Genomic DNA, 19,756 nt, shown 5'->3' on the forward strand with positions numbered 1-19,756 from the left:
CAACCCTCTCGAGCCGACACCCTCTCCCGGCTGGACCATGCGCCGCCCAGCGCCTACACCTTCTACATGGGCATGCCGGATGCAGGGAGAGTCGAGGGCCGCGGGGCACGGGGCGTGCTGCGCTTTTTGGGGCTGGTGGCGCTGGGCGGCGTGATCGGCGGCCTGGCGGCACTCGCCGCGGTGGGCTTCGTCGCGGCGGTGGTGTGGCTCAACGACCTGCTGCTGATCTCGCCGCGCGGGCGCATGATGTTCGCCCACCCCGAATGGCTGGCGTTGGCCACGGTGCTGGTGCCGAGCCTCGGCGGGCTGATCGTCGGGCAACTGCACCGCGCGATTCCCGAGGGCCGCCCCCACACCCCCACCGATGCCATCGCCGCCGTGCAGACCCGGCGTGGCCGGCTACCCTCCCGAGCCGGGTCGCTCTCCGCCCTCTCCGGCCTGGTATCGCTGGGCGCCGGCGCCTCGGTGGGACAGTACGGCCCGCTGGTGCACATGGGCGCGAGCCTCGGTTCGGCGGGCGCTCGGCTGCTGAGGCTGGGCCGCTCCGATGACAACATCACCATCGCCTGCGGCGTGGCGGCGGCCATCGCCACCGCCTTCAACGCACCGCTGGCCGGCATCGTCTTCGCCCACGAGGTGGTGCTGCGCCACTACGCGCTGCGCGCCTTCGCCCCGGTCGCCGCCGCCGCCCTGGTGGGCCACGTGATCGCCGCCCAGGTGCTGGAACGCGGCGCGCTGTTCCATGTCGTCGACCCGGCCATTCCCCGCCCCTGGGAGTTCGCCGCCTTCCTGGCCATCGGCGGGCTAGGCGCGCTGGTGGCCGGCGGCTACATGCACGCCATCCTCGGCGTGGGGAGGCTGGCCAGCCGGCTGCCACTGGCCGCCCCGCTGCGCCCGGCGTTGGCCGGGGCGCTGCTCGGCGTGACCGCCCTGTGGGTGCCCGATATCCTCGGCATGGGCCAGGAGACGCTGCGTTTCGCCACCATCGCCGGCGCCTTCGGTAGCGTCGAGCTGGCGACGGTGATGGGGCTCAAGCTGGCCGCCACGGCGCTGTGCCTGGGCATGGGCTTCGGCGGCGGCGTGTTCAGCCCGGCGCTGGTGATCGGCACCCTCTTCGGCGCACTGTGCGGCACCCTGGTCGGCATGGCCGGTGGCGCCCAGGACACCTTCGTGTTCTATGCCATCTGCGGCATGGTGGCGGTCACCGCCCCGGTCATCGGCGCGCCGCTGACCAGCCTGCTGATCGTCTTCGAGCTCACCGGCAGCTATGCCCTGACCACCGCGGCGCTGGCCAGCGTGACCCTGGCGAGCCCCATCGCCGCCCAGTTGTTCGGCCGCTCGCTGTTCGATATCCAGCTGACGTCCCGCGGCCTGGACCTGTCCTCGGGGCGCAGCCGGGCGGTGCTGGAAGACGCGCGGCTCGCCGAGCTGCTGAGCGACGAAGGCGTGACCCTGGCCCCTGAACTATCGATCAATGCGGCCATCCACGCGCTGGGTCAGGCGGGCCACGGCGAGGCCTATCTGGTGGATGGTGCGGGGCGCTACCGGGGCAGCCTCACCCTGGCCGACCTGGCGGTGATGCAGGAGGACGGCCGAGGCGAGGCCACGCTGGCCGAGTGCCCGACCACACCGCGTCCGGTGCTGGGGCCCGAGGCCTCGATATGGAGCGCCATGCGCCGGCTACAGGAGGTCACCGGCGAGGCCATCGCCATCGTCGACGAACAGGACAGGTTCCTCGGCGTGGTGTTCGAGGCCAGCATCGCCCGGGCCTTCCTGCGCTACAGCGACGAACTGCGACGGGAGGAACATGGCACGGGTTGAGCGAGGACGAGGATGGCGGGCCCTGCTGCTGGCGCTGGCCCTCGGGGCCGGTGTGCCAGGCATGCTCGAGGCCGAGCCACTCGCCACACCGGCCGCCGAATCGCTGACGGTGCTGAGCTGGGGCGGCGCCTACGAGCGGGCTCAGCGCCGCGCGCTGTTCGCCCCCTTCAGTGAGGCCAGCGGCCTTGCGGTCACGGTCGAGCGCTACAACGGCGGCCTGGCGGCGTTGCGCCGCGCGGTGCAAGCGGGAAGCGTGCCCTGGGATGTGATCGACATGACCCGCAGCGAAGCCATGGCGGCCTGCCAGGAGGGCCTGCTCGAGCCGCTGCCGGAGGACCTTGCCGCCCCGGCGCCGGATGGCACGCCCGCCGGGCGCGACTTCCTCGAGGGCGCCTTCGGGGCATGCAGCCTGACCCACTCGGTGTTCGCCACCGTGGTGGCCTATCGCACCGACGCCTTCCCCGGGCGGCGCCCCACCGAGATCGCCGACCTCTTCGACCAGCGCCGCTTCCCCGGCCCCCGGGCCCTGCAACGCACTCCCTCGGTGAACCTCGAATGGGCGCTGCTCGCCTACGACGTGCCCCGCGAGGAGCTGTATCGGTTGCTCAGCACCCGGCGCGGCCTGTCGCTGGCGCTCGCGCGGCTGGCTAGCCTGGAAAACCTGCGCTGGTGGGAGGCCGGCAACACGCCGGTCGAATGGCTGGTCGACGGCGAGGTGACGATGGCCTCGGGCTACAACGGACGCTTCTTCGATGCCATGGTCAACCGCGACGCACCGATCGCCATCCTCTGGGATGGCCAGGTACAGGAGCACGAGGTGTGGGCGATCCCGCGCCACGCCGCTCACCCCGAGGCGGCGCGCCGCTTCATCCGCTTCGCCACCGCCACCGAACGCCAGGCGGCGCTGACCCGCCACATCCCCTATGGCCCCTCACGCCACAGCGCCACCGAGCGCATCACCACCCACGCCGACAGCGGTGTCGACATGCGCCTGCATATCCCCACCCACCCGCTCAATGCCCGGGGCGCTGTGACCAAGGACGAAGGCTGGTACGCGCAGACCCACGCGCGCATCGGAGAGCTCTTCCGTGGCGCACTGCTCGCCGAGGAGCCCTTACCAGACGCGCCCTGAGGCCCCCGGGGTGTTGCCACGCGCCGTCCTCGCCTATCCTGAGCGCCCGCCACGTCAAGGGAGACCCGCATGTTCTGGGACCAGCAGGAAATCCGCCTCGCCCCTCGCGAGCGGGGCTTTCACTCGATCACCGACGAGGTCAGCGGCGCCCTGCCCGGCCTTCCAGCGCTCGAGGTGGGGCTGCTGCACCTGCAGCTACTGCATACTTCGGCCTCACTGACCCTCAACGAGGACGCCGACCCGGACGTGCGACACGATCTGGATGCCTTCCTGCGCGACCTGGTGCCCGGCGATCTGCCCTATTTCCGGCATACCCTGGAGGGACCGGACGATATGCCCGCCCATGTGGCGGCCAGCCTGCTCGGCACCCAGCTGACCCTGGCGGTGCGTGACGGCCGCCTGGCGCTCGGCACCTGGCAAGGCCTGTGGCTCGGCGAGCATCGTGAACAGGGCGGCGGCCGGCGACTCATGGCCACCCTGAACGGGCGCCGCCGCGAGGGCCTTTGACGCCCTCACCCCGAGGCCGGCAGCGTCTCGATCAGCAGGTTGCGCGGGGTCAGCTCGCGGTCACAGAAGGTGCCCAGGCGCACGCGCTGGCCGGCCTCCACCAGCCGCCAGGCGCGGTCCAGTGCTAGCCACACCTCCAGCGGGCGCCGGTACAGGTGGCGCACCAGCTCGAGGCGCGTGACCTCGGCCTGGCGCCGCCAGCCTTCGGCCTCCCAGGCGAGCCAGTCCACGTCGGCCGGTAGCGCGACCGCCTTGCGCTCGGCCGCCCAGCGGCAGAACCCGGCGAAGTCGGCAGGCAGCCGGCCGTAGGCGAGGCTCGGCACCGGCAGGTATTCATCGTGGCCGCGCACTTCGCGTTGCAGGCGGTCGAAGCCGAGCCGCCAGGCGTTGGCGCGACGTCGATGGCGGCGCACGCCCGGCGGCGCGGTCACCGTTTCCTGCACCGCCATGGACAGGTCCTCGCGGGTCAACTCCAGCCCATGCTCGGCCATCAGCGAGCGTCCGCGCCGCGACAGCGCGTGATACTCGTCGGCCGCGGTACGCTGGTAACAGCAAGGGGCAAGCGTGACCGCCGCCCCGCTGGCGGCGGCCAGCTCGAGCAGGCGGCCGTGCAAATCGCCGCAGGCATGCAGCGCGGCCACCCGGCGCCCCGGCGCCAGCCATTCAGCGGCATCGTCGGCCAGCACATCCTGGCGATGCAGCCGCACCGGCTGAGCCTGACCGTCGGCCAGCGCCTGGCCCGACTCGCACAGCGAGGCCTGCCATTCCAGGCCGCTGACCGCTCGGCCGTGCCAACGGGCCAGGGTCCGCGAGAGGTGTCCCTTGCCCGCGCACCATTCCACGAGGTGTTCCTCATGCACCCGGGGCACGCAGCCGGCGAAGGCCTGGATCTGGCGCCACTTGCGCGCGCCGATGCCCTCGCCCCAGGCCGCGGGCAGCTCGACGCCGCCGGTGGCGAGCCTGGGCAGGTCGACGGCCGCGGCCAGCTCGGCCACCGGCAGCCAGGCGGAAAGCGGCGAATCCTCGAAGGGGGCATCCTGAAGCCGCGCCGCCGCGTCATCGGGCAGCGCCAGCAGCGCCTCGGCGAGCCCTGGGGCGGCATCGCCCCAGGGAGCGCCACGCCGCTGGAAGGGCAACGGGCGCCACAGCCCCTGCCCTTCCGCCAACTGCCGGGTCAGCGTCGTGAAGCGGGCCGCCAGGGTCGGCTCAGATGGCATTGCGCAGCCCTAGCTCATAGGGGTGCGGGTCGAGATAGGATTGGGCGCGAATATACGCGGAGCCATGGCGCTTGAGGTAGTGATTGAGCAGGCGCATGGGGACCGCCAGCGGCACCTGCTGAAGGCGATATTCCTCCACCGCGGCCAGCAGGTCCTGGCGAGTCTCGCCGTCCAGCGCGTGCTTGAGATAGCCCATCACGTGCATCAGCGCGTTGCTGTGCGACTTGCGCGTGGCCGGCCGCGACAGCGCCGCCATGAAGCCTTGCAGGTAGTGAGCCATGGCCTCATCCAGCGGCACCCGATGCGCCTCCCCCAGGTAGCGGCCCAGTTCACGGTAGGTCTCGACCCGGTGCGCCATCAGCAGGAACTTCTGGCGGCTGTGGAACTGCAGCAGGGCATGGTGGCTGGGGTCGGGCTCGACGTTGCGCTTCCAGTCGTCGAGCGCATAGACACGGGTGATGAAGTTCTCGCGCAGCACCGGGTCGTTGAGCCGCGCCTCTTCCTCCAGCGGCAGCTCCGGCAAGGCCCGGCGCAGGATGCGCACGAAGGCGCCGGAGTCGGCATGGCTGGGCATGCCGTTGGGATGGTAGACCTTGACCCGTTCGAGCCCGCAGCTGGGCGAGCCCTTCATCAGGATGAAGCCGCGCAGGTGGCGATGCGCCTCGCCGAAGGTCTCGCTCACCTCCTCCAGGCGCTCGGTGACATCCAGCGACTCATCGACGCTGCCCTTGAGACGAGGCGTCTCGCCGGCCTTGCCGACCAGGCGGATCGGCTCGCGAGGCACGCCCAGGCCCGCGGCCAGCTCGGGGCAGAAGGGCTCGAGCGCGAAGCGCTCCGAGAGCACCTGAAGGCAGTAGCGCGAGCGCTTGTGGCCGCCGTTGTAGCGCACTTCCTGGCCGGTCAGGCAGGCGCTGATACCGACCGGGATCCCCTCTTGCGGCTGCGACGTCATGGCGAGGTTCCTCGACCCTGAAATGGATGCATCAAGTGATGAGCACAGGATAACGCCGTACGGCGACGCTCGCGAGATGGGGCGGCCACGCTCAGGCGCGCGTCTCACGATGCTGGAAGAGCATGAACTGGCGGAACAGTTCGGCCTGGCTGCCGATGTTGAGCTTGGCATAGAGCCGCTTGCGATGGTTCTTCAGGGTGCCATGGGTGATCCCCAGTTCCCTGGCCATTTCCGGCCCGGTATGGCCACGCAGGATCAGCCAGGCGACCTGGCGCTCGCGTTCGCTGAGGCAGTCCTGCCCGAAGCTTTCGAGCAGCGTCGGCGACTCGTGGGGCGCCGGCAGGTGCAGGCTGCTAGCGAGCCAGAACTGACGAATCAACGCCTCCAGCAGCGGAAACAGATACGCTAGGGTGGCCATGAGCTCGACCTGGCCGGTGGCGTGATGTCGGCGATAGAAGCCGAAGGACAGCGACAGGCATTCGCCCTGCCCCAGCGGGAAGAAGGCCGTGGCCTCATCGTAGAGGCCGAGGTCGCGGTAGTAGGTGGCGAAGTAGTCACTGTGGCGAAAACCGGCCGGGGCCAGCTCGTCCAGGGTCCAGAGCCCGGCCTGCGGCGTCGTCTGCCAGTGGCGATAGAAGGGATCGAGCAGGTACATGCGTTCGACGTAGGGCACCAGCACGCGCCGCTCCAGCTCGGCGGACAAGTTGTCGGCCAGCACCGTGGGTCGCCCGCCACGGGGAAAGTGGAAGACCGCGTGACTGATATCGGGGAAGTAAGCTTCCAGCGCCTTGCCGAGCCCCTCCAGGAACTCGGGCGAGCGCACCTGATCCGCCAGCCGGGCCACCGGGGCCAGGCTGGCGGGAGCTCGGGTATCGCAGGCGGCCGGGGCCATTGTCGTTCCCTCATGGGTAGTGGGTCGGCGTCACCGCCGACAGGCTTCCAGCCTAACCGATCTCCTCGAGCATGGCAGCGGCCCGCTCGATCAACGCCGCCTGGTGCGGCTGCAGGGACTGCTGCCCCCACTGGGCGATCTCCGCCGCGGCCGGATCCTCGGCGGCGATGGTGCTGTCCGCCAACGCCTGGATCACCGCGTGGCCGCAGAACGGGACATAGCCCTGGGAATAGCCGCCTTCGTGGACCATCACCAGGCGCCCTCCGCAAAGGTCGCCGGCGGCGTCCACCAGCATCCGTGTCATGCGCCCGAAGGTGGTGCTGTCGAGCAGCATGCAGCCCAGCGGGTCCAGCGCCGCGGCGTCATAGCCGCAGGCCACCACGATCAGCTCGGGCCGGAAGCGTTCCAGCGCCGGCAGCACCACCCGCTCCATGCAGGCCAGATAGGCACCGATCCCGCTCCCGGCCGGCAGCGGCACGTTGAGGTTGTAGCCGTACCCGGCGCCCTCGCCCCGTTCCTCCAGGGAACCGCTGCCCAGCGGGTAGTTGTTGTCGTGGTGCAGCGACAGGGTCAGCACCTCGTCGCTGTCCCAGAACGCCCGCTGGGTGCCGTTGCCGTGATGGACGTCCCAGTCGATCACCGCCACGCGACCCAGGCCATGCCGTGCCTGCATGGCCTTGACCGCCACCGGGATGTTGCCCAGCAGGCAGAAGCCTCGCCCACGGTCGGGCTCGGCATGGTGGCCCGGCGGGCGGCACAGCGCGTAGGCGTTGTCGCAGTCCCCGCGCAGCACCGCCTCCATGGCCGCGATCGCCTGGCCGGCGGAGCGCCGCGCGATCGCATAGCTGTCGCGGCCCACCGGCGCGCACTCGCCGGCCTCGCCGTGACCGAGCTCGCTCATCTCGGCGAGCCGCGCCAGGTAGTCGCGGGTGTGGAAACGCCGCAGGTCGGCCTCCTCGGCCGGCGCGCCCTTCAGGGACACCAGCTCGTCGACCAGGCCGGTCATCTCCACCAGGTTACGCAGCCGACGCTTGGTCTCGGGGTGCTCGGCGGCGCCCGCCGGCTGGACGTGTCCGCCGGGGGCGGGAAAGACCGAACAGGGCCCACCGTCATGCCACATGCAGTGTTCGTGAAACGCAAAACCGGTACGACGCATCGTCTCGTCCTCATTCAGGCCAGCAGGAAATAGGCCAGGGCACTGATCAGCGCCGCCAGCAGCACATAGGGGAGTTGGGTCAGGGCATGCTGGATCGGCGAGATGCCGCAGCCACGCGCGCTGAGCACCGTGGAGTCGCCGAAGAAGCAGGCATGGGAGCCGAAGGCCCCGGCGGAAATCATCGCCCCCAGGGTGAGCGGCAGGGAGGCATCGGTCGCCTGGGCGATGGGAATGACGATGGGAAAGGCGATGGCATAGACGCCCCAGAACGAGCCGGTGGCGAAGGCCAGCGCGGCCAGCAACAGGAAGGTCACCCCGGGCAGCCAGCTGCCACGCATCACCGGTTCCACCCAGGCGACCAGGGTCTCGGTGAGCCCCAGGCTCTGGTTGACCGATTGCAGCATGAAGGCGGCGAAGACGATGCCCAGCGGCAGCAGCATCTGTTGGAAGCCCGCCAGCAGCTCGTCGAACAGCCGGTCGAGCGGTGCGATGTCCTGAGCGATGTAGAGCCCCAGGGTGGCCAGCAGCGCGAAGCCGACCCCGATCAAGGCATCGATATCGAACCACCAGGTCGCCAGCAGCAGGCTGGCCACCGGCAGCACGAAGTTAACCAGCCGCGGCGGCCGACCGGTCTGGCACTCGCCGTCGTCGCTCGCCCGTTCATGATCGCGCGCCTCGTCGCCGGCTTCGGCGGCCTTCATCCGTCCGATCGCGGGAACGATGCCCGAGGCCACCAGCAGGACCAGCGCCAGGGCCACCCAGGGGTAGATCAGGTAGGGCACCAGCCCGAGATAGTAGCCGAATCCCTGGCCGGCCTCGGCCAGCTGGTGGCTCTCCAGCAGCCCCGCCAGGTAGATCGCCCAGGTGGAAAAGGGAATCAGCAGGCAGATCGGCGCCGCCGTGGAATCGACGATATAGGCCAGCATTGAGCGCGAGAGGCCCAGGCGGTCGAACAGGCGCTTCATGGCCGCCGAGACCGTCATCGCGTTCAGGTAATCATCGATGAAGATCAGCACCCCGAGGCCCGTCGCGCCGAGCATGGCGGAGCGCCGCCCCTTGAGGTAGCGACCGGCGCTGAGGCTGAAGGCCTCGGTGCCGCGGGCGAACTGCAACAGCCCGATCAAGCTGCCCAACAGGCCGCAGACCAGGATGATCCAACCCATGGTCGGATCCCGCATCACCTCGAGGCCGGACACCGCCATGTCCTGCACCGCCGTGGTCGGCGAGAGGATCATAAAGCCGCTGAGACACCCCGCCAGCAGCGCCTCCAGGGTGCGGCGCGTGAGCAGCGCCATGCCGATCACCACCAGGGTGGGCAGCAGCACGTAGAGGCCGTAGGTCGAGCCGTCCACCAGCAGATGGCCACTCAGGCTCGCGGCCACCACGGCCGCCAGCAGCACCAGGCCGCGGCGCAGCCGATGTTCGCCCCCCAGGCCATGGGCGCGTGGGTAGTGCGTCGATTCATCCATTGCCATCCCCTTGTTGTTGTTGGTGGACAGGGCATTGATAGCACCGCCGCCCAGAGCGGCACGATATCCCCAAGGGGACAATCGAGGACGACGGCCAAACTCCCAACGTCGCGACGGCTTCGCCCCTGAATAGGCTGGCGAGAGGACAGATCGCCGGAACCCACATCCGTCGTCATCGCCGCCCAGGCATAGCCCCCCGCGCATAGCTACCCGACCGCACCGTCGGCGAGGCTTCCCGATCCTTAAGGGTTCCTTAAGCCAGTTCGTCCAGGCTGACGGCCTCTGTCGAGTGGCCGCGATGCCTGCGTTACTCGCTGTACATTGAGGCCAAAAGATCTCATTCGACCACGGCGTCCATAGTGATCAGGCCGGTGATGTAGTAAAATCTCGCACGATTTTTCGCCCTCTTTCTTCCCCCCTCCTACCTCGGGATGCCTTCGTCATGCTGACAAGATGTCGTTCGCAATACTGGCTCCGGCAACACGCCCGGCGGCCAGGTTTTCTCGTGCTCGCCGCACTGATGTTGTTCAGCCCTCAGGCGCTGGCCGTCGGCGCCGGCGAGCTGAACCTGACCTACTCGCTGAGCGGCTTCATCGCCGTCACGCTGTTCATCCTCGCCTATGCCCTGGTCATGGCCGAGGAGCAGTTGCACATGCGCAAGTCGAAGCCCGTGCTGGTCGCGGCTGGCCTTATCTGGACGTTGATCGGTTGGGTCTATGTCCAGGAAGGCTTGCCGGATGCCGCCGAGCACGCCTTCAAGGCCACCCTGCTGGAATACACCGAGCTGCTGCTGTTCCTGCTGGTCGCCATGACCTATGTCAACGCCATGGAGGAGCGCCGCGTCTTCGACAAGCTGCGCGCCTGGATGGTGGAGAAGGGCTTCAGCTATCGCGCCCTGTTCTGGATCACCGGCATCCTCGCCTTCTGGATCTCGACGGTCGCCAACAACCTGACCACCGCGATGCTGATGTGCGCGGTGGTGCTCAAGGTCGCCGAGGGTGACAAGCGCTTCATCAGCCTGTGCTGCATCAATATCGTGGTGGCCTCCAACGCCGGCGGCGCCTTCAGCCCCTTCGGCGACATCACCACCCTGATGGTCTGGCAGGCCAAGCTGGTCGCGTTCCAGGAGTTCTTCGAGCTGCTGGGGCCGTCGCTGGTCAACTACCTGGTGCCGGCCGTCGTGATGAGCCTGTTCATCCAGAACAAGAAGCCCAGCGCCCTCGAGGAGAACATCTGGCTCAAGCGTGGCGCGCGGCGCATCGTCTGCCTGTTCCTGCTGACGATCGTGATCTCGGTGCTGTGCCACACCGTGCTGCACCTGCCGCCGGCGCTTGGCATGATGACCGGGCTCGGCTTCCTGCAGTTCTTCGGCTACTACCTGCGCCGCAGCCTGCCGCGCTCGTTGGAGCGCAAGCGTACCCGCTATAGCCAGCGCGGCGACTGGCGCAAGCTCGAGTCGTTGGGCAGCGTGGTGCCGTTCGATGTCTTCACGCGGATCGCCCGCTCCGAATGGGACACCCTGCTGTTCTTCTATGGCGTGGTGATGAGCGTCGGCGGCCTCGGCTTCATGGGCTACCTGGGCCTGCTCTCGCAGAGTCTCTACGCCGGCTGGGACCCGACCTGGGCCAACGTGGTGCTGGGCGTGATCTCGGCGGTGGTCGACAACATCCCGGTGATGTTCGCGGTGATTTCCATGGATCCCGAGATGTCCATGGGCAACTGGCTGCTGATCACCCTCACCGCCGGGGTCGGCGGCAGCCTGCTCTCGGTCGGCTCCGCCGCCGGGGTGGCGCTGATGGGACAGGCTCGCGGTATCTACACCTTCGCCGCCCACATGCGCTGGGCGCCGGTCATTGCCCTCGGCTATGTCGCCAGCGTGCTGATGCACCTGTGGATCAATGCAGAGAGCTTCAACGTCTTCCATTGAAGGCGCGCCGGCCCTGGGTGGCCGGCCTTGACGATGCTTGACGCGCGGCGGGCCGAGGCCCGCCGCGCGCGTGTCTGCTGCATGCCCGCCTGGCGCACGGCCTTCAGCGTGTTTCCGCGCACTGCGCCACGCTCGCCGCCAGGTCACGGATGACCCCGGCATAGAGGTCGGGACCGGGCTCATGGCCCACGCCCAGAGGATCGATGACCGTCGAGGTGTCCACGGCCATGCCGCCGAACACGCTGCGCACCAGGTCGGGATTGAACTGGGGCTCTGAGAAGACGCAGTCGATGCCCAGCTCCGCGACCTCCCGCTGGATGCCCCGAATCCGCGACGGGCTCGGGTCGGAGGCGTTGCCCAACGAAATGGCTCCGGCCGCCGGCACATCGAAGCGCCGCTCGAAGTACTGGTAGGCATCATGGAAGACGATGAAGCGAGGCTCCCCGGCCGCCTCCAGGCGCTCGCGCACCTCCCCGATCAGCCGCTCCAACTCCGCCTGACCGCGACGGGCGTTGTCGCGATAGGTCGCGGCGTGTTCCGGGTCGGCCTCGGCCAGCGCCTCGGCCATGCTCTCAAGCCAGACCTGGGCGTTGCGCGGGTCCAGCCAGGCATGGGGATCGAGACCGTGATGCGCATGATGATGCTCGGCACCGTGATCGTGGTCGTGGGCCTCGAAGGTGGCCCCCTCGCGGACGTCATGACGCGTGAGGGCGGGCGCCTCCAACAACGAGACCGCCCGGGCATCGCCGGCCAGGGTAGCGATCGAGTCCTCGAGCCAGGGCGTCAACGCCGCCCCCACCCAGAACACCACCTCGGCCCGGTCGAGGCTCTCGGCCTCGGAGGGACGCATCGAGTAGCCGTGGGGCGAGGCGCCGGGCCGAATCACCATCTCCGGTGAGCCAAGCTCGCCCATGACCTGGGCCGCCAGGGCGTGCACCGGCGGAATGTCCACCGCCACCCGGGGTACCTCGGCGACGGCGGGGAGGGAAACAGTGGATAACAGTAGCAACAGTGCGCGCGTACGACGGGGCATGACAAACCTCCTGGGGGGATAGATGGCTCTTATGGCGAAGCTAAATATGTTATAACATAACATAAATAGTCACCATTGCCTCGGCACTCCCTCCCGCGCGATACGTTGACACACGCGCACCACGGGCGGCCGGCGGCGCATTCTTCCAGGAACCTCCATGCCACTGCTCAGCCTACACGGCGTCGATGTCTCCCGGCGCGGCAACCCCATCCTGACGGGGATCGATCTCTCCCTGGCGGCAGGCGAGATCGTGACGGTCGTCGGCCCCAACGGTTCGGGCAAGACCACCCTGATGCGGGTGATCATCGGCGCCCTGATGCCGACGCGCGGCGAGATGACCTGCGCGCCCACACTGTCGATCGGCTATGTGCCGCAGCACCTGCATATCGACCCCACGCTGCCCATGAGCGTGACTCGCTTCATGGCGCTGCCGCGCCGATACCCGCATGATGCCGTGCGCCTGGCACTCGAACAGGCCGGTGCCGACGGCCTGGCCGAGCAGCAGATGGCCAGCCTGTCGGGTGGCCAGTTCCAGCGTGTGCTGCTGGCACGCGCCCTGCTCGGCCGCCCGCAGCTATTGATCCTCGACGAGGCCAACCAGGGGCTCGATCATCGCGCCACCGCGGCCTTCTATCGACAGATCGAACGCGTACGGCGAGACCTCGGGTGCACGGTGCTGATGGTCAGCCACGAACTGCATGCGGTGATGCAGGCGTCGGATCGCGTGGTCTGCCTCAACGGTCACATCTGTTGCCAGGGCAGCCCCGAAACGGTGGCCGACTCTTCCGCCTACCGTGACCTGCTGGGCATCGATGAACATGACGCGGTGGGCTTCTACCGTCATCATTCCCTTCCCGCGGAGGCCTCGGCATGATCCTCGACGATTTCCTGATACGCGCCGCCCTGGGTGGCACCGGCGTGGCCCTGGCGGCCGCCCCGCTCGGCTGCTTCGTGGTCTGGCGCCGCATGGCCTACTTCGGCGATGCCACCGCCCATGCCGCCATCCTCGGCGTGGCCCTGTCGCTGGTACTGTCGACCTCGCTGTTCGCCGGCGTGTTGACGGCCGCGTTGTTGATGGCCCTGAGCGTGTCGCTGCTCAGCAACCGGGGCTATGCCATGGATACGCTGCTGGGCGTCATGGCCCACTCGGCGCTGGCCTTCGGGCTGGTCGCGGTGTCGTTCGTGTCCGGCGTGCGTCTCGACCTGATGGGCTATCTCGTCGGCGATATCCTGGCGGTGAGCCGAACGGACCTGGCCATCATCTGGGGCGGCGCCCTGCTGGTGCTGGCCCTGATCTGTCGGCGCTGGCCGGCCCTGCTGACCGCCACCCTGAACCCTGACCTGGCCCATGCCGCCGGCCTCGACCCGAGGCGCGAGCAGCTGGTACTCACCCTGTGCCTGGCGATGGTGGTAGCGGTGGCCATCAAGGTGGTGGGCGTGCTGCTGATCGCCGCGCTGCTGGTCATCCCTGCCGCCGCGGCCCGGCCGTTCAGCCGAACGCCGGAACGCATGGCGCTGATCGCGGCGGCCATCGGCGTGTTCTCGGCCAACGGTGGGCTGGCCGCCGCCTATCACCTGGACACGCCCACCGGCCCCACCATCGTCTGCCTGGCCACCCTGCTGTTCCTGGCGGCCAACCTGGTCGGCCTGCGACGCAAGGCCAGGGGCCAGTCCCGCGCGAGCCGCCTCTGATGCTCGCCCCGGCGAGGCTCCTGAGACCGTATGGCTCAGCCCGAGCCGGGAGCGCGCTGCGCCGAGGTGAGGATCTCGACCCGGCCACCACGGATGGCGTGATAGAAGCAATGGAAACGCCCCGTGTGACAGGCGGCGCCGCGCTGCTCGACGCGCAGCAGGATGGCATCGCCATCGCAGTCCAGCCGGGCTTCGACGAGGCGCTGGCGATGACCGGAGGTCTCCCCCTTGCGCCACAACATCCGTCGGGAGCGTGACCAGTAGCAGGCCTGGCCGGTCGCGAGGGTCTCGCGCAATGCCTCGCGACTCATCCAGGCCAGCATCAGCACCTCGCCGCTGTCATGCTGCTGGGCGATGGCCGGGATCAGCCCGGCCTCGTTCCAGGGAATCGCCGCCAGCGCCTCCGTCAGCTCGACGGACTCGCCCATGGCGGCCGCCTCCCGACCCTGCCAGAAGTTCATGCCTCTTCCCCCGGCCAGTTCCAGCGACTATGCGCCACGGCATCATGGGCATGCAGGCTCTCTGCGTGCACCACCCGCAGCCGGAAACCCGCCACCCCGGCCTGCTCCTGCAGCGCACGGTCCAGCCGCCGTGCCGCATCCTCGCAGAACATCAGGTTCTGGCCGTTGGCCAGGGCAAAGGCCTGCTCGTCGACACGCTTGACCGCCGTCTGCAGGGCGGTCCCGAGTGTCGCCTCCACCCGATCGATGACCTCGACCACGGGCAACGCCTCGACATCCGCGGACAACCGCAGCCGAAGATGCGCCTGGCTACGCTGGCTATGCGGTGTCGCGACGATGCCTCGCTCGCGACCCAGCCAGTCCCTCATGGCCTGGCGGTCGACGCTCTCCTCCCCGGCGAAGTCGAGGTCGAAGCGCTCCTGGATGAGCTGGCGCGCCAGGGCCGCGGAACACGGGCAGGTCGAGGAGTAGCCGATGGACAGCTCCAGGCGTGCCTCGAACCCCTCCGGCGTGAGTCGACCACGCACCGCAAAGGGATAGGCCTTCCAGCCCGCCAACGGGCTGACCAGGGCGGGCCGCGGCAGCAGGACCTCCCCGTGCAGGTCGAGGAAGGCTTCCCGGGAGAGCCCGGCATGGCTGTCGAGAAAATGCGCCAGCACCTCGTGGAGTCGAGCCGGCGTGAGCTCCTGGTCGGCCAGGCGTTCCAGGGCCAGATACAGTCGCGACATGTGGATGCCGCGCGCGTCGGGGTCATCCAGGCTGACTCCGGCGTCGGCCCGGCCCGCCAGGGAGCGCCCGGCTACCCTCAGCGGCAGGTCGATCCCCTCCATGCCGACCCAGGCCAGGCTGGCAGACTGGTGGGCGTGGCCCTCGGCGACGTCGATGAGTGGCATATGCGTCCTGATCCTCGGCGGATTGAAAATGGCGAATTCGTCCCGACACGGTAGCGGCCACGCCTCACGACGAGCGGCGCCCCTGCGCTGCATGACGCCTCCGGGATCGGGCACGCTGCCTCGGGCGACGCTCTCGCGTCGCCCGAGTGTCTCAGTGGGCGTGGCCGGCATGGCCACCGAAGGTGGCATTGAACTGCAGCATGGCGACCCAGCTCTCGTCCTCGCCGGCGAAATCCTCGTGGCTCACCTGGGCGCGCAGGAAGGCATGATCGCGGAAGCGCCACGTCGCCTGTCCGCTATGACGGTAGGAGGTATCCGCCTTTTCCAGCTCGCTGGGATGCCCATGCACGATCTCGTTGGTCAGTCCCAGGGCCTCGCCACGCAAGCCCAACTCCCACTGCGGCGCGATGCCGTAGATGGCCTCCACATAGGCGCCGTCCTGACGCTCGGTGAAGTCGTCATGACGCTCCCAGGCGTGATGATGCTCGACCCACTCGGCCAGGTCGCGCTCGGTATAGAAGTATTCGGCTCCCAGCGACCAGTCACCCTGGCCAGCGTGGCGACCGCTTCGATGCTGGTAGCGGGCATCCAGGCCGGCGAACCAGCTATCACCCTCGACGCTGTGCGCATGATCCCCGTGGCCGTCGAAACGCGCATACTGACGATTGATACCCGCGGAAGCGCCGTAATGCAGGGTCTGCCCCTCGCCCAGCTCGGCGCGCTGCTTGGCATAGACGGTCACCAGTCGCGGGCCACTGTCCTGCTCTTCACGGCCTCCCTCATCGAAGCGGCTGAAACGCTGACCATCGCCCTGCAACCACTCCGTGCCCAGGGTGGTGCGCGGCGAGGGCGACCAGCTGAGCTGCACGCCTTCCTCGCGCAGCCCGTGGTCACCGAAGAGGTATTCGTTGACCAGGGGGCGCTCGACGAAATTCCACTCATGCGGATGACGACCATTGACGTGCCCGATCGCGGACAGGAAGCGCCCCGCCTTGAGACGCAGCCCCTGCGGCAGTGCCCGAGTCGCGAGATACGCCTCTTCCAGATGGATATCGTCTTCGTCCAGCGCGACCATCGCGACCCCTTCGAACAGCGCCGTCTCACCACGCAGAGCCAATTCGGAATGGCCGAGATTGAATCCGTCCTCGAGGCCATGGTTGTGGCCCGCGTGGTCATGAGCATGTCCGCCGGCCTCGTCATGCCCACCGGCGAAGCCTGCGGGCACCGCCTCAGCGCCGGAAACGCGAGACTGATAGATGCCCTCCAGGGTCAAGGCCGCGGAAAGCGCCAGGGGCGACGATGCTCGGCTTTCATGGGGTTCATGAGTGCCATGGGCGTCGTGTGCATGGGCATGCCCCGCGGCGTGATCATGATCCGCGGCCATGGCGGACTGAGCCCCCATGAGCACCGTGGCGGATAGCGGCATCAGGGCGAAGAAAGGGTGGCGGGGCATGCGGTCTCCTGAGACGAGGTGGCTTCCTAGCGGCAAAAAAGATACGTTATAACGTAACAAAAAAGCAAACCTGTCTTTCGTGCCTGTCAGGAGTTCACGATGCCGATGATCGCCGCCGCCCCGCCTTTACCCGATGACCTCGACGCACCGCCTCATTGGGTAGAAGGCGGAGGCATCGAGGTGCTGCCGCGCATCTTCGAGGACCCCATCACCCTGGCGGTATTGCGCCGACCGCTGTCCAGCGACCTGCTGGCCGGTGCCATGGCTCAGATACGCCCCGAGCGCCCACTCTCGTTCTCCTGGCGTGGCGCCCCCGGCGAGGCGCTGCGCGCTGACCTGCTCAAAGCGCTGCACGCGCCTGGCATCTCGAGCTCCCTGGTGGAGGACATCGCGACCCTGGCAGAGGCCATGGCGTTCCTGTTCGACAGCGACAGCGTGGGCCTGCGCCTGCGTGTCCTCGACGCCCCCATGTGTCCGCGCTTTCACTGCGACAACCTACCGGTGCGGCTGGTCACCACCTACCTGGGCCCAGCCAGCGAATGGCTGCCCGAGGCGGCGGTGAATCGCGCCGGCCTGGGCGCCCCTCGCCCCGACAAGCCACCGATCGTGAGAGAGCCAAGCGCCATCCGTCGGCTGGAGGCCGGCGACGTGGCGCTGTTCAAGGGGAGTGGCTGGATCGGCAACGAGACGCGCGGCCAGGTACATCGCAGTCCGGCGGGCGACACCGGCCAGCCGCGGCTGCTGCTGACCATCGATCCCGGCTGAGGGGAGGCATTATTCGGACATCCAACAGTAGGCCTCCAGGCGCACCACCCGGGGCATGCCCCGCCTAGACCACCAGGGCCACGAGGGCGGCGGCGACGAGGCCGTGGCGCAGGCCCCAGGTGTCGAGTTCGGGAAGGATGGAACACACCGGCCGCCAGAGCAGCGGCGGCGCGAGGAGACTCACTGCATCTCATGGCCCTGCGGCCGTTCTTCCAGGGCCGGAGAAGCGTCGGGCCCCTCTCCTAGGATCATGCCGCGATAGAAGGCCTGTCTTCCCGCTCGGCCCCCGAGCAGCGTCAGCATGAGCAAGCCGCCGAACCCCAGGGTCAGGCCGACGATGGGGCCAATGACGTAACTGAACAGCACGAGAAATGGCAGGCCAACCAGATGGCCGATGAGCGTCTTGAGGATCTTGCGCATGGGAGACCTCCATATTTTGAGCATGCTCAATTTATAAATGAGCGCGCTCAATTGTCAAGCGATCCATTTCCCCCTCATGAAATGAGCGGACGGGACGAGCATTGAGCTACCGGGGCGAGGCCTGCAGGGGGAAGAGGATCAGTCGGCGGGGAGAAGGCACGCCAGCCCGGCCCGCCAGTCGTCGATGGCCGACTCCAGGCAAGGCTCGTCACGGCTGAGGTGGCGGACGAGCGTCATGAAGTAACTGTCCTCGATCAGACGCATGCGGATGGCGTCACGTGCCGTCGTCGCACTCAAGAGGCGGGCCAGCAGGGACTCGTCGAAGTGGCGGAAATGATCGAGATCCCAGAGTGCCTCCTTCAGCAGGCTGCGGCTCAAGGCAATATGCTCGAAGTAATAGCGATAGAACAGGGAGGCCAGCTCGATCAATGCCTCTCGCTCGCTGCCGCCCGTCCAACTGGCCAGGAACGTCTTGGCGATGCCGTTGAGCTGCCCTTCCATGCCTTCTCGCAGGATATCGATCTTGTTGGGATAGTGACTGAACACCGTGCCGTCGGCGACGCCAGCACGACGAGCGATCTCCCGAGTGGTGGTCGAGGCAAAGGAGCGCTCGGCGAATAGCGCCCAGGCGGCTTCACGAATGCGTGCGCGGGTGATTTCCTTCTTGCTCATCCTCTCGCTCTCGGCGGTGTCCATTGGCTAGCCGATGATACGCCAGAGGGCCACCTTCTCTCACCCCCGCCTCCCCTTGAGGCCGGTCCGCCGAGTCGTTGACGATGGACTGCGGCCCGAGAAGGCGGCTCAAGCCCAAGGCGTCAGCGTGCGGACGACCTACAAGTGGGTGCGCCGTTACCGGAAAGAAGGCAAGGCCGGACTGCAGAACCGCTCGTCTCGCCCGCGATGCTGTCCTCATGAGCCTGCCCGGCCCGACAATCGCTACGAGCATGACGCGCCGGGGGTTCTCCTGCACCTGGACATCAAGAAATAACGCAGGCGGCGCATGGCGGTGGTTCCACGGTGCGCGACCGGCGATCCGCCATCACCAACCCGGGGTGCTCTGGGGTTAAGCGTCAGGCGAAGTCGCGAATATGCGCGGCCAGGCGGGCCAAACGCGTGTCGTCGGCTCGCCGGTAATCGTGCGACGACAGGTAGCCTTCATACCGCGAGAAATACCTGTCGACCCGCGATTCCACGGACTGGAAGGTGGGGTCGTCGCCGGTGCCGTGCATCGGAAAGAGCTTGCTGTGCAGGTGATCGACGCCATAGCCCTCGAAGAACATCCCGGTGCGGGCGACGCCGTCGAGGGAGGCATCCAGCAGCTGGGCCACCCGCTTGGTGGCGAGCACCAGACCACTCAGCACCTCGTCCGGCTGGTCGAAGGCATAGCTCGCATGATGGGCCTTGGGAATCACCACCGAGAACCCCGGCGTATTGGGGAAGATGGACAGAAAGGCCAGATGCTCCCGGTCTTCCCAGATCATATGACAGGGTGCCCTGCCGGCGACGATGTCGCAGAAGATGCAGCGCATGTGGGCGCCTCCTTGAACGCGGCTCCCCGGAAGACGCCGACCCCGGAGCGGCCCCCACGACCGTGCCGGCATGCTATTCTCCCGACTCATCCAGAGCCTATCCTACCCGCGAAGGAGATTTCCATGACTCAGGCCAGCGCCCGCCATATCCTGGTTCCCAGCGAAGAGCAGTGCCAGTCCCTCAAGGCCGAGATCGAGAACGGCCGCGACTTCGCCGAGGTCGCCCGCGAGCACTCCCAGTGCCCCTCCGGCCAGCAGGGCGGCGAACTAGGCAGCTTCGGTCCCGGCCAGATGGTCCCGGAGTTCGACAAGGTGGTGTTCTCCGCCGAGCTGAACCAGGTCCAGGGCCCGGTGCAGACCCAGTTCGGCTACCACCTGCTGGAGGTCACCCGCCGCGGCTGAGTGATCACGCCATCCAGGTCATGACTCAGGCCGCA

At 68.2% G+C, this 19,756-nt stretch carries 20 protein-coding genes and 1 pseudogene; 9 read left to right on the top strand and 12 right to left on the bottom strand.

The window, feature by feature from the left end; all coding sequences use genetic code 11:
- Nucleotides 1-114 precede the first annotated feature (114 nt).
- The 3 genes from ETC07_RS02755 (at nucleotide 115) to ETC07_RS02765 (ending at nucleotide 3,460) form a co-directional block, all read left to right on the top strand.
- On the top strand, nucleotides 115-1,821 hold the full coding sequence (locus ETC07_RS02755) for a chloride channel protein (RefSeq protein WP_136246958.1): 1,707 nt from the start codon (nucleotides 115-117) through the stop codon (nucleotides 1,819-1,821).
- A complete protein-coding gene (locus tag ETC07_RS02760; RefSeq protein WP_240724534.1) occupies nucleotides 1,808-2,953 on the top strand; it encodes an extracellular solute-binding protein in 1,146 nt (381 codons plus the stop codon). Before ETC07_RS02755 ends, ETC07_RS02760 begins: the two co-directional genes overlap by 14 nt.
- Nucleotides 2,954-3,022: 69 nt before the next feature.
- Nucleotides 3,023-3,460, top strand: coding sequence for a secondary thiamine-phosphate synthase enzyme YjbQ (locus ETC07_RS02765; protein ID WP_136246959.1), 438 nt, complete (start codon nucleotides 3,023-3,025; stop codon nucleotides 3,458-3,460).
- Nucleotides 3,461-3,465: 5 nt separating this feature from the next.
- Here the strand turns inward: ETC07_RS02765 and ETC07_RS02770 are convergent, their stop codons facing one another.
- From ETC07_RS02770 to ETC07_RS02790, 5 genes are all read right to left on the bottom strand, one after another.
- Nucleotides 3,466-4,677 (bottom strand): methyltransferase, encoded by a 1,212-nt coding sequence (locus ETC07_RS02770; protein ID WP_136246960.1) that lies wholly within the window; start codon nucleotides 4,675-4,677, stop codon nucleotides 3,466-3,468.
- A complete protein-coding gene (locus tag ETC07_RS02775) occupies nucleotides 4,667-5,629 on the bottom strand; it encodes a YbgA family protein (protein ID WP_136246961.1) in 963 nt (320 codons plus the stop codon). Before ETC07_RS02775 ends, ETC07_RS02770 begins: the two co-directional genes overlap by 11 nt.
- A 91-nt stretch (nucleotides 5,630-5,720) precedes the next feature.
- On the bottom strand, nucleotides 5,721-6,521 hold the full coding sequence (locus ETC07_RS02780) for a helix-turn-helix transcriptional regulator (RefSeq protein ID WP_136246962.1): 801 nt from the start codon (nucleotides 6,519-6,521) through the stop codon (nucleotides 5,721-5,723).
- 52 nt (nucleotides 6,522-6,573) lie between these two features.
- A complete protein-coding gene (locus tag ETC07_RS02785) occupies nucleotides 6,574-7,641 on the bottom strand; it encodes a class II histone deacetylase (protein WP_306462083.1) in 1,068 nt (355 codons plus the stop codon).
- A 50-nt stretch (nucleotides 7,642-7,691) separates the two neighbouring features.
- Complete coding sequence (locus ETC07_RS02790) at nucleotides 7,692-9,146, bottom strand: Na+/H+ antiporter NhaC family protein (protein ID WP_136246964.1); 1,455 nt, start codon at nucleotides 9,144-9,146, stop codon at nucleotides 7,692-7,694.
- Between the two features lie 520 nt (nucleotides 9,147-9,666).
- On the opposite strand from ETC07_RS02790, the gene nhaD reads away from it, so the two are divergent.
- On the top strand, nucleotides 9,667-11,073 hold the full coding sequence (nhaD, locus tag ETC07_RS02795) for a sodium:proton antiporter NhaD (protein ID WP_240724541.1): 1,407 nt from the start codon (nucleotides 9,667-9,669) through the stop codon (nucleotides 11,071-11,073).
- Nucleotides 11,074-11,176: 103 nt separating this feature from the next.
- Here the strand turns inward: nhaD and ETC07_RS02800 are convergent, their stop codons facing one another.
- The gene (locus ETC07_RS02800) at nucleotides 11,177-12,106 is read right to left on the bottom strand and encodes a zinc ABC transporter substrate-binding protein (protein ID WP_136246966.1); all 930 of its coding nucleotides are present in this window, start codon (nucleotides 12,104-12,106) and stop codon (nucleotides 11,177-11,179) included.
- A 157-nt stretch (nucleotides 12,107-12,263) separates the two neighbouring features.
- Between ETC07_RS02800 and ETC07_RS02805 the strand changes: the two genes are divergently transcribed.
- Together ETC07_RS02805 and ETC07_RS02810 are read left to right on the top strand one after the other, a co-directional pair.
- Nucleotides 12,264-12,980: a metal ABC transporter ATP-binding protein gene (locus ETC07_RS02805; protein ID WP_136246967.1), complete on the top strand. Its 717-nt coding sequence runs from the start codon at nucleotides 12,264-12,266 to the stop codon at nucleotides 12,978-12,980.
- Nucleotides 12,977-13,798: a metal ABC transporter permease gene (locus tag ETC07_RS02810; RefSeq protein ID WP_205742491.1), complete on the top strand. Its 822-nt coding sequence runs from the start codon at nucleotides 12,977-12,979 to the stop codon at nucleotides 13,796-13,798. The genes ETC07_RS02805 and ETC07_RS02810 overlap by 4 nt, the downstream gene beginning before the upstream one ends.
- A gap of 35 nt (nucleotides 13,799-13,833) precedes the next feature.
- Here the strand turns inward: ETC07_RS02810 and hisI are convergent, their stop codons facing one another.
- The 3 genes from hisI to ETC07_RS02825 all read right to left on the bottom strand — a co-directional run bounded on the left by hisI (nucleotide 13,834) and on the right by ETC07_RS02825 (nucleotide 16,605).
- The gene (hisI, locus tag ETC07_RS02815; protein WP_136246968.1) at nucleotides 13,834-14,259 is read right to left on the bottom strand and encodes a phosphoribosyl-AMP cyclohydrolase; all 426 of its coding nucleotides are present in this window, start codon (nucleotides 14,257-14,259) and stop codon (nucleotides 13,834-13,836) included.
- Nucleotides 14,256-15,152 (bottom strand): GTP cyclohydrolase FolE2, encoded by an 897-nt coding sequence (gene folE2, locus ETC07_RS02820; RefSeq protein ID WP_136246969.1) that lies wholly within the window; start codon nucleotides 15,150-15,152, stop codon nucleotides 14,256-14,258. Before folE2 ends, hisI begins: the two co-directional genes overlap by 4 nt.
- 151 nt (nucleotides 15,153-15,303) lie before the next feature.
- The gene (locus tag ETC07_RS02825; RefSeq protein WP_136246970.1) at nucleotides 15,304-16,605 is read right to left on the bottom strand and encodes a TonB-dependent receptor; all 1,302 of its coding nucleotides are present in this window, start codon (nucleotides 16,603-16,605) and stop codon (nucleotides 15,304-15,306) included.
- Between the two features lie 99 nt (nucleotides 16,606-16,704).
- On the opposite strand from ETC07_RS02825, the gene ETC07_RS02830 reads away from it, so the two are divergent.
- The gene (locus ETC07_RS02830) at nucleotides 16,705-17,370 is read left to right on the top strand and encodes a DUF1826 domain-containing protein (protein ID WP_306462084.1); all 666 of its coding nucleotides are present in this window, start codon (nucleotides 16,705-16,707) and stop codon (nucleotides 17,368-17,370) included.
- Between the two features lie 180 nt (nucleotides 17,371-17,550).
- Here the strand turns inward: ETC07_RS02830 and ETC07_RS02835 are convergent, their stop codons facing one another.
- A complete protein-coding gene (locus ETC07_RS02835) occupies nucleotides 17,551-17,790 on the bottom strand; it encodes a hypothetical protein (RefSeq protein ID WP_136246971.1) in 240 nt (79 codons plus the stop codon).
- A gap of 138 nt (nucleotides 17,791-17,928) precedes the next feature.
- On the bottom strand, nucleotides 17,929-18,462 hold the full coding sequence (locus ETC07_RS02840) for a TetR/AcrR family transcriptional regulator (RefSeq protein ID WP_136246972.1): 534 nt from the start codon (nucleotides 18,460-18,462) through the stop codon (nucleotides 17,929-17,931).
- A gap of 34 nt (nucleotides 18,463-18,496) precedes the next feature.
- Between ETC07_RS02840 and ETC07_RS02845 the strand changes: the two are divergent.
- Nucleotides 18,497-18,775: pseudogene (locus ETC07_RS02845) on the top strand (leucine zipper domain-containing protein); the annotation flags it as partial.
- Nucleotides 18,776-18,860: 85 nt separating this feature from the next.
- Here the strand turns inward: ETC07_RS02845 and ETC07_RS02850 are convergent.
- A complete protein-coding gene (locus tag ETC07_RS02850; RefSeq protein ID WP_136246973.1) occupies nucleotides 18,861-19,319 on the bottom strand; it encodes an HIT family protein in 459 nt (152 codons plus the stop codon).
- A 123-nt stretch (nucleotides 19,320-19,442) separates the two neighbouring features.
- On the opposite strand from ETC07_RS02850, the gene ETC07_RS02855 reads away from it, so the two are divergent.
- Nucleotides 19,443-19,721, top strand: coding sequence for a peptidylprolyl isomerase (locus ETC07_RS02855; protein ID WP_136246974.1), 279 nt, complete (start codon nucleotides 19,443-19,445; stop codon nucleotides 19,719-19,721).
- Nucleotides 19,722-19,756: the final 35 nt, after the last annotated feature.

It is taken from the genome of Halomonas borealis (assembly GCF_004798905.1).
GTDB classification, from domain to species: domain Bacteria; phylum Pseudomonadota; class Gammaproteobacteria; order Pseudomonadales; family Halomonadaceae; genus Halomonas; species Halomonas borealis.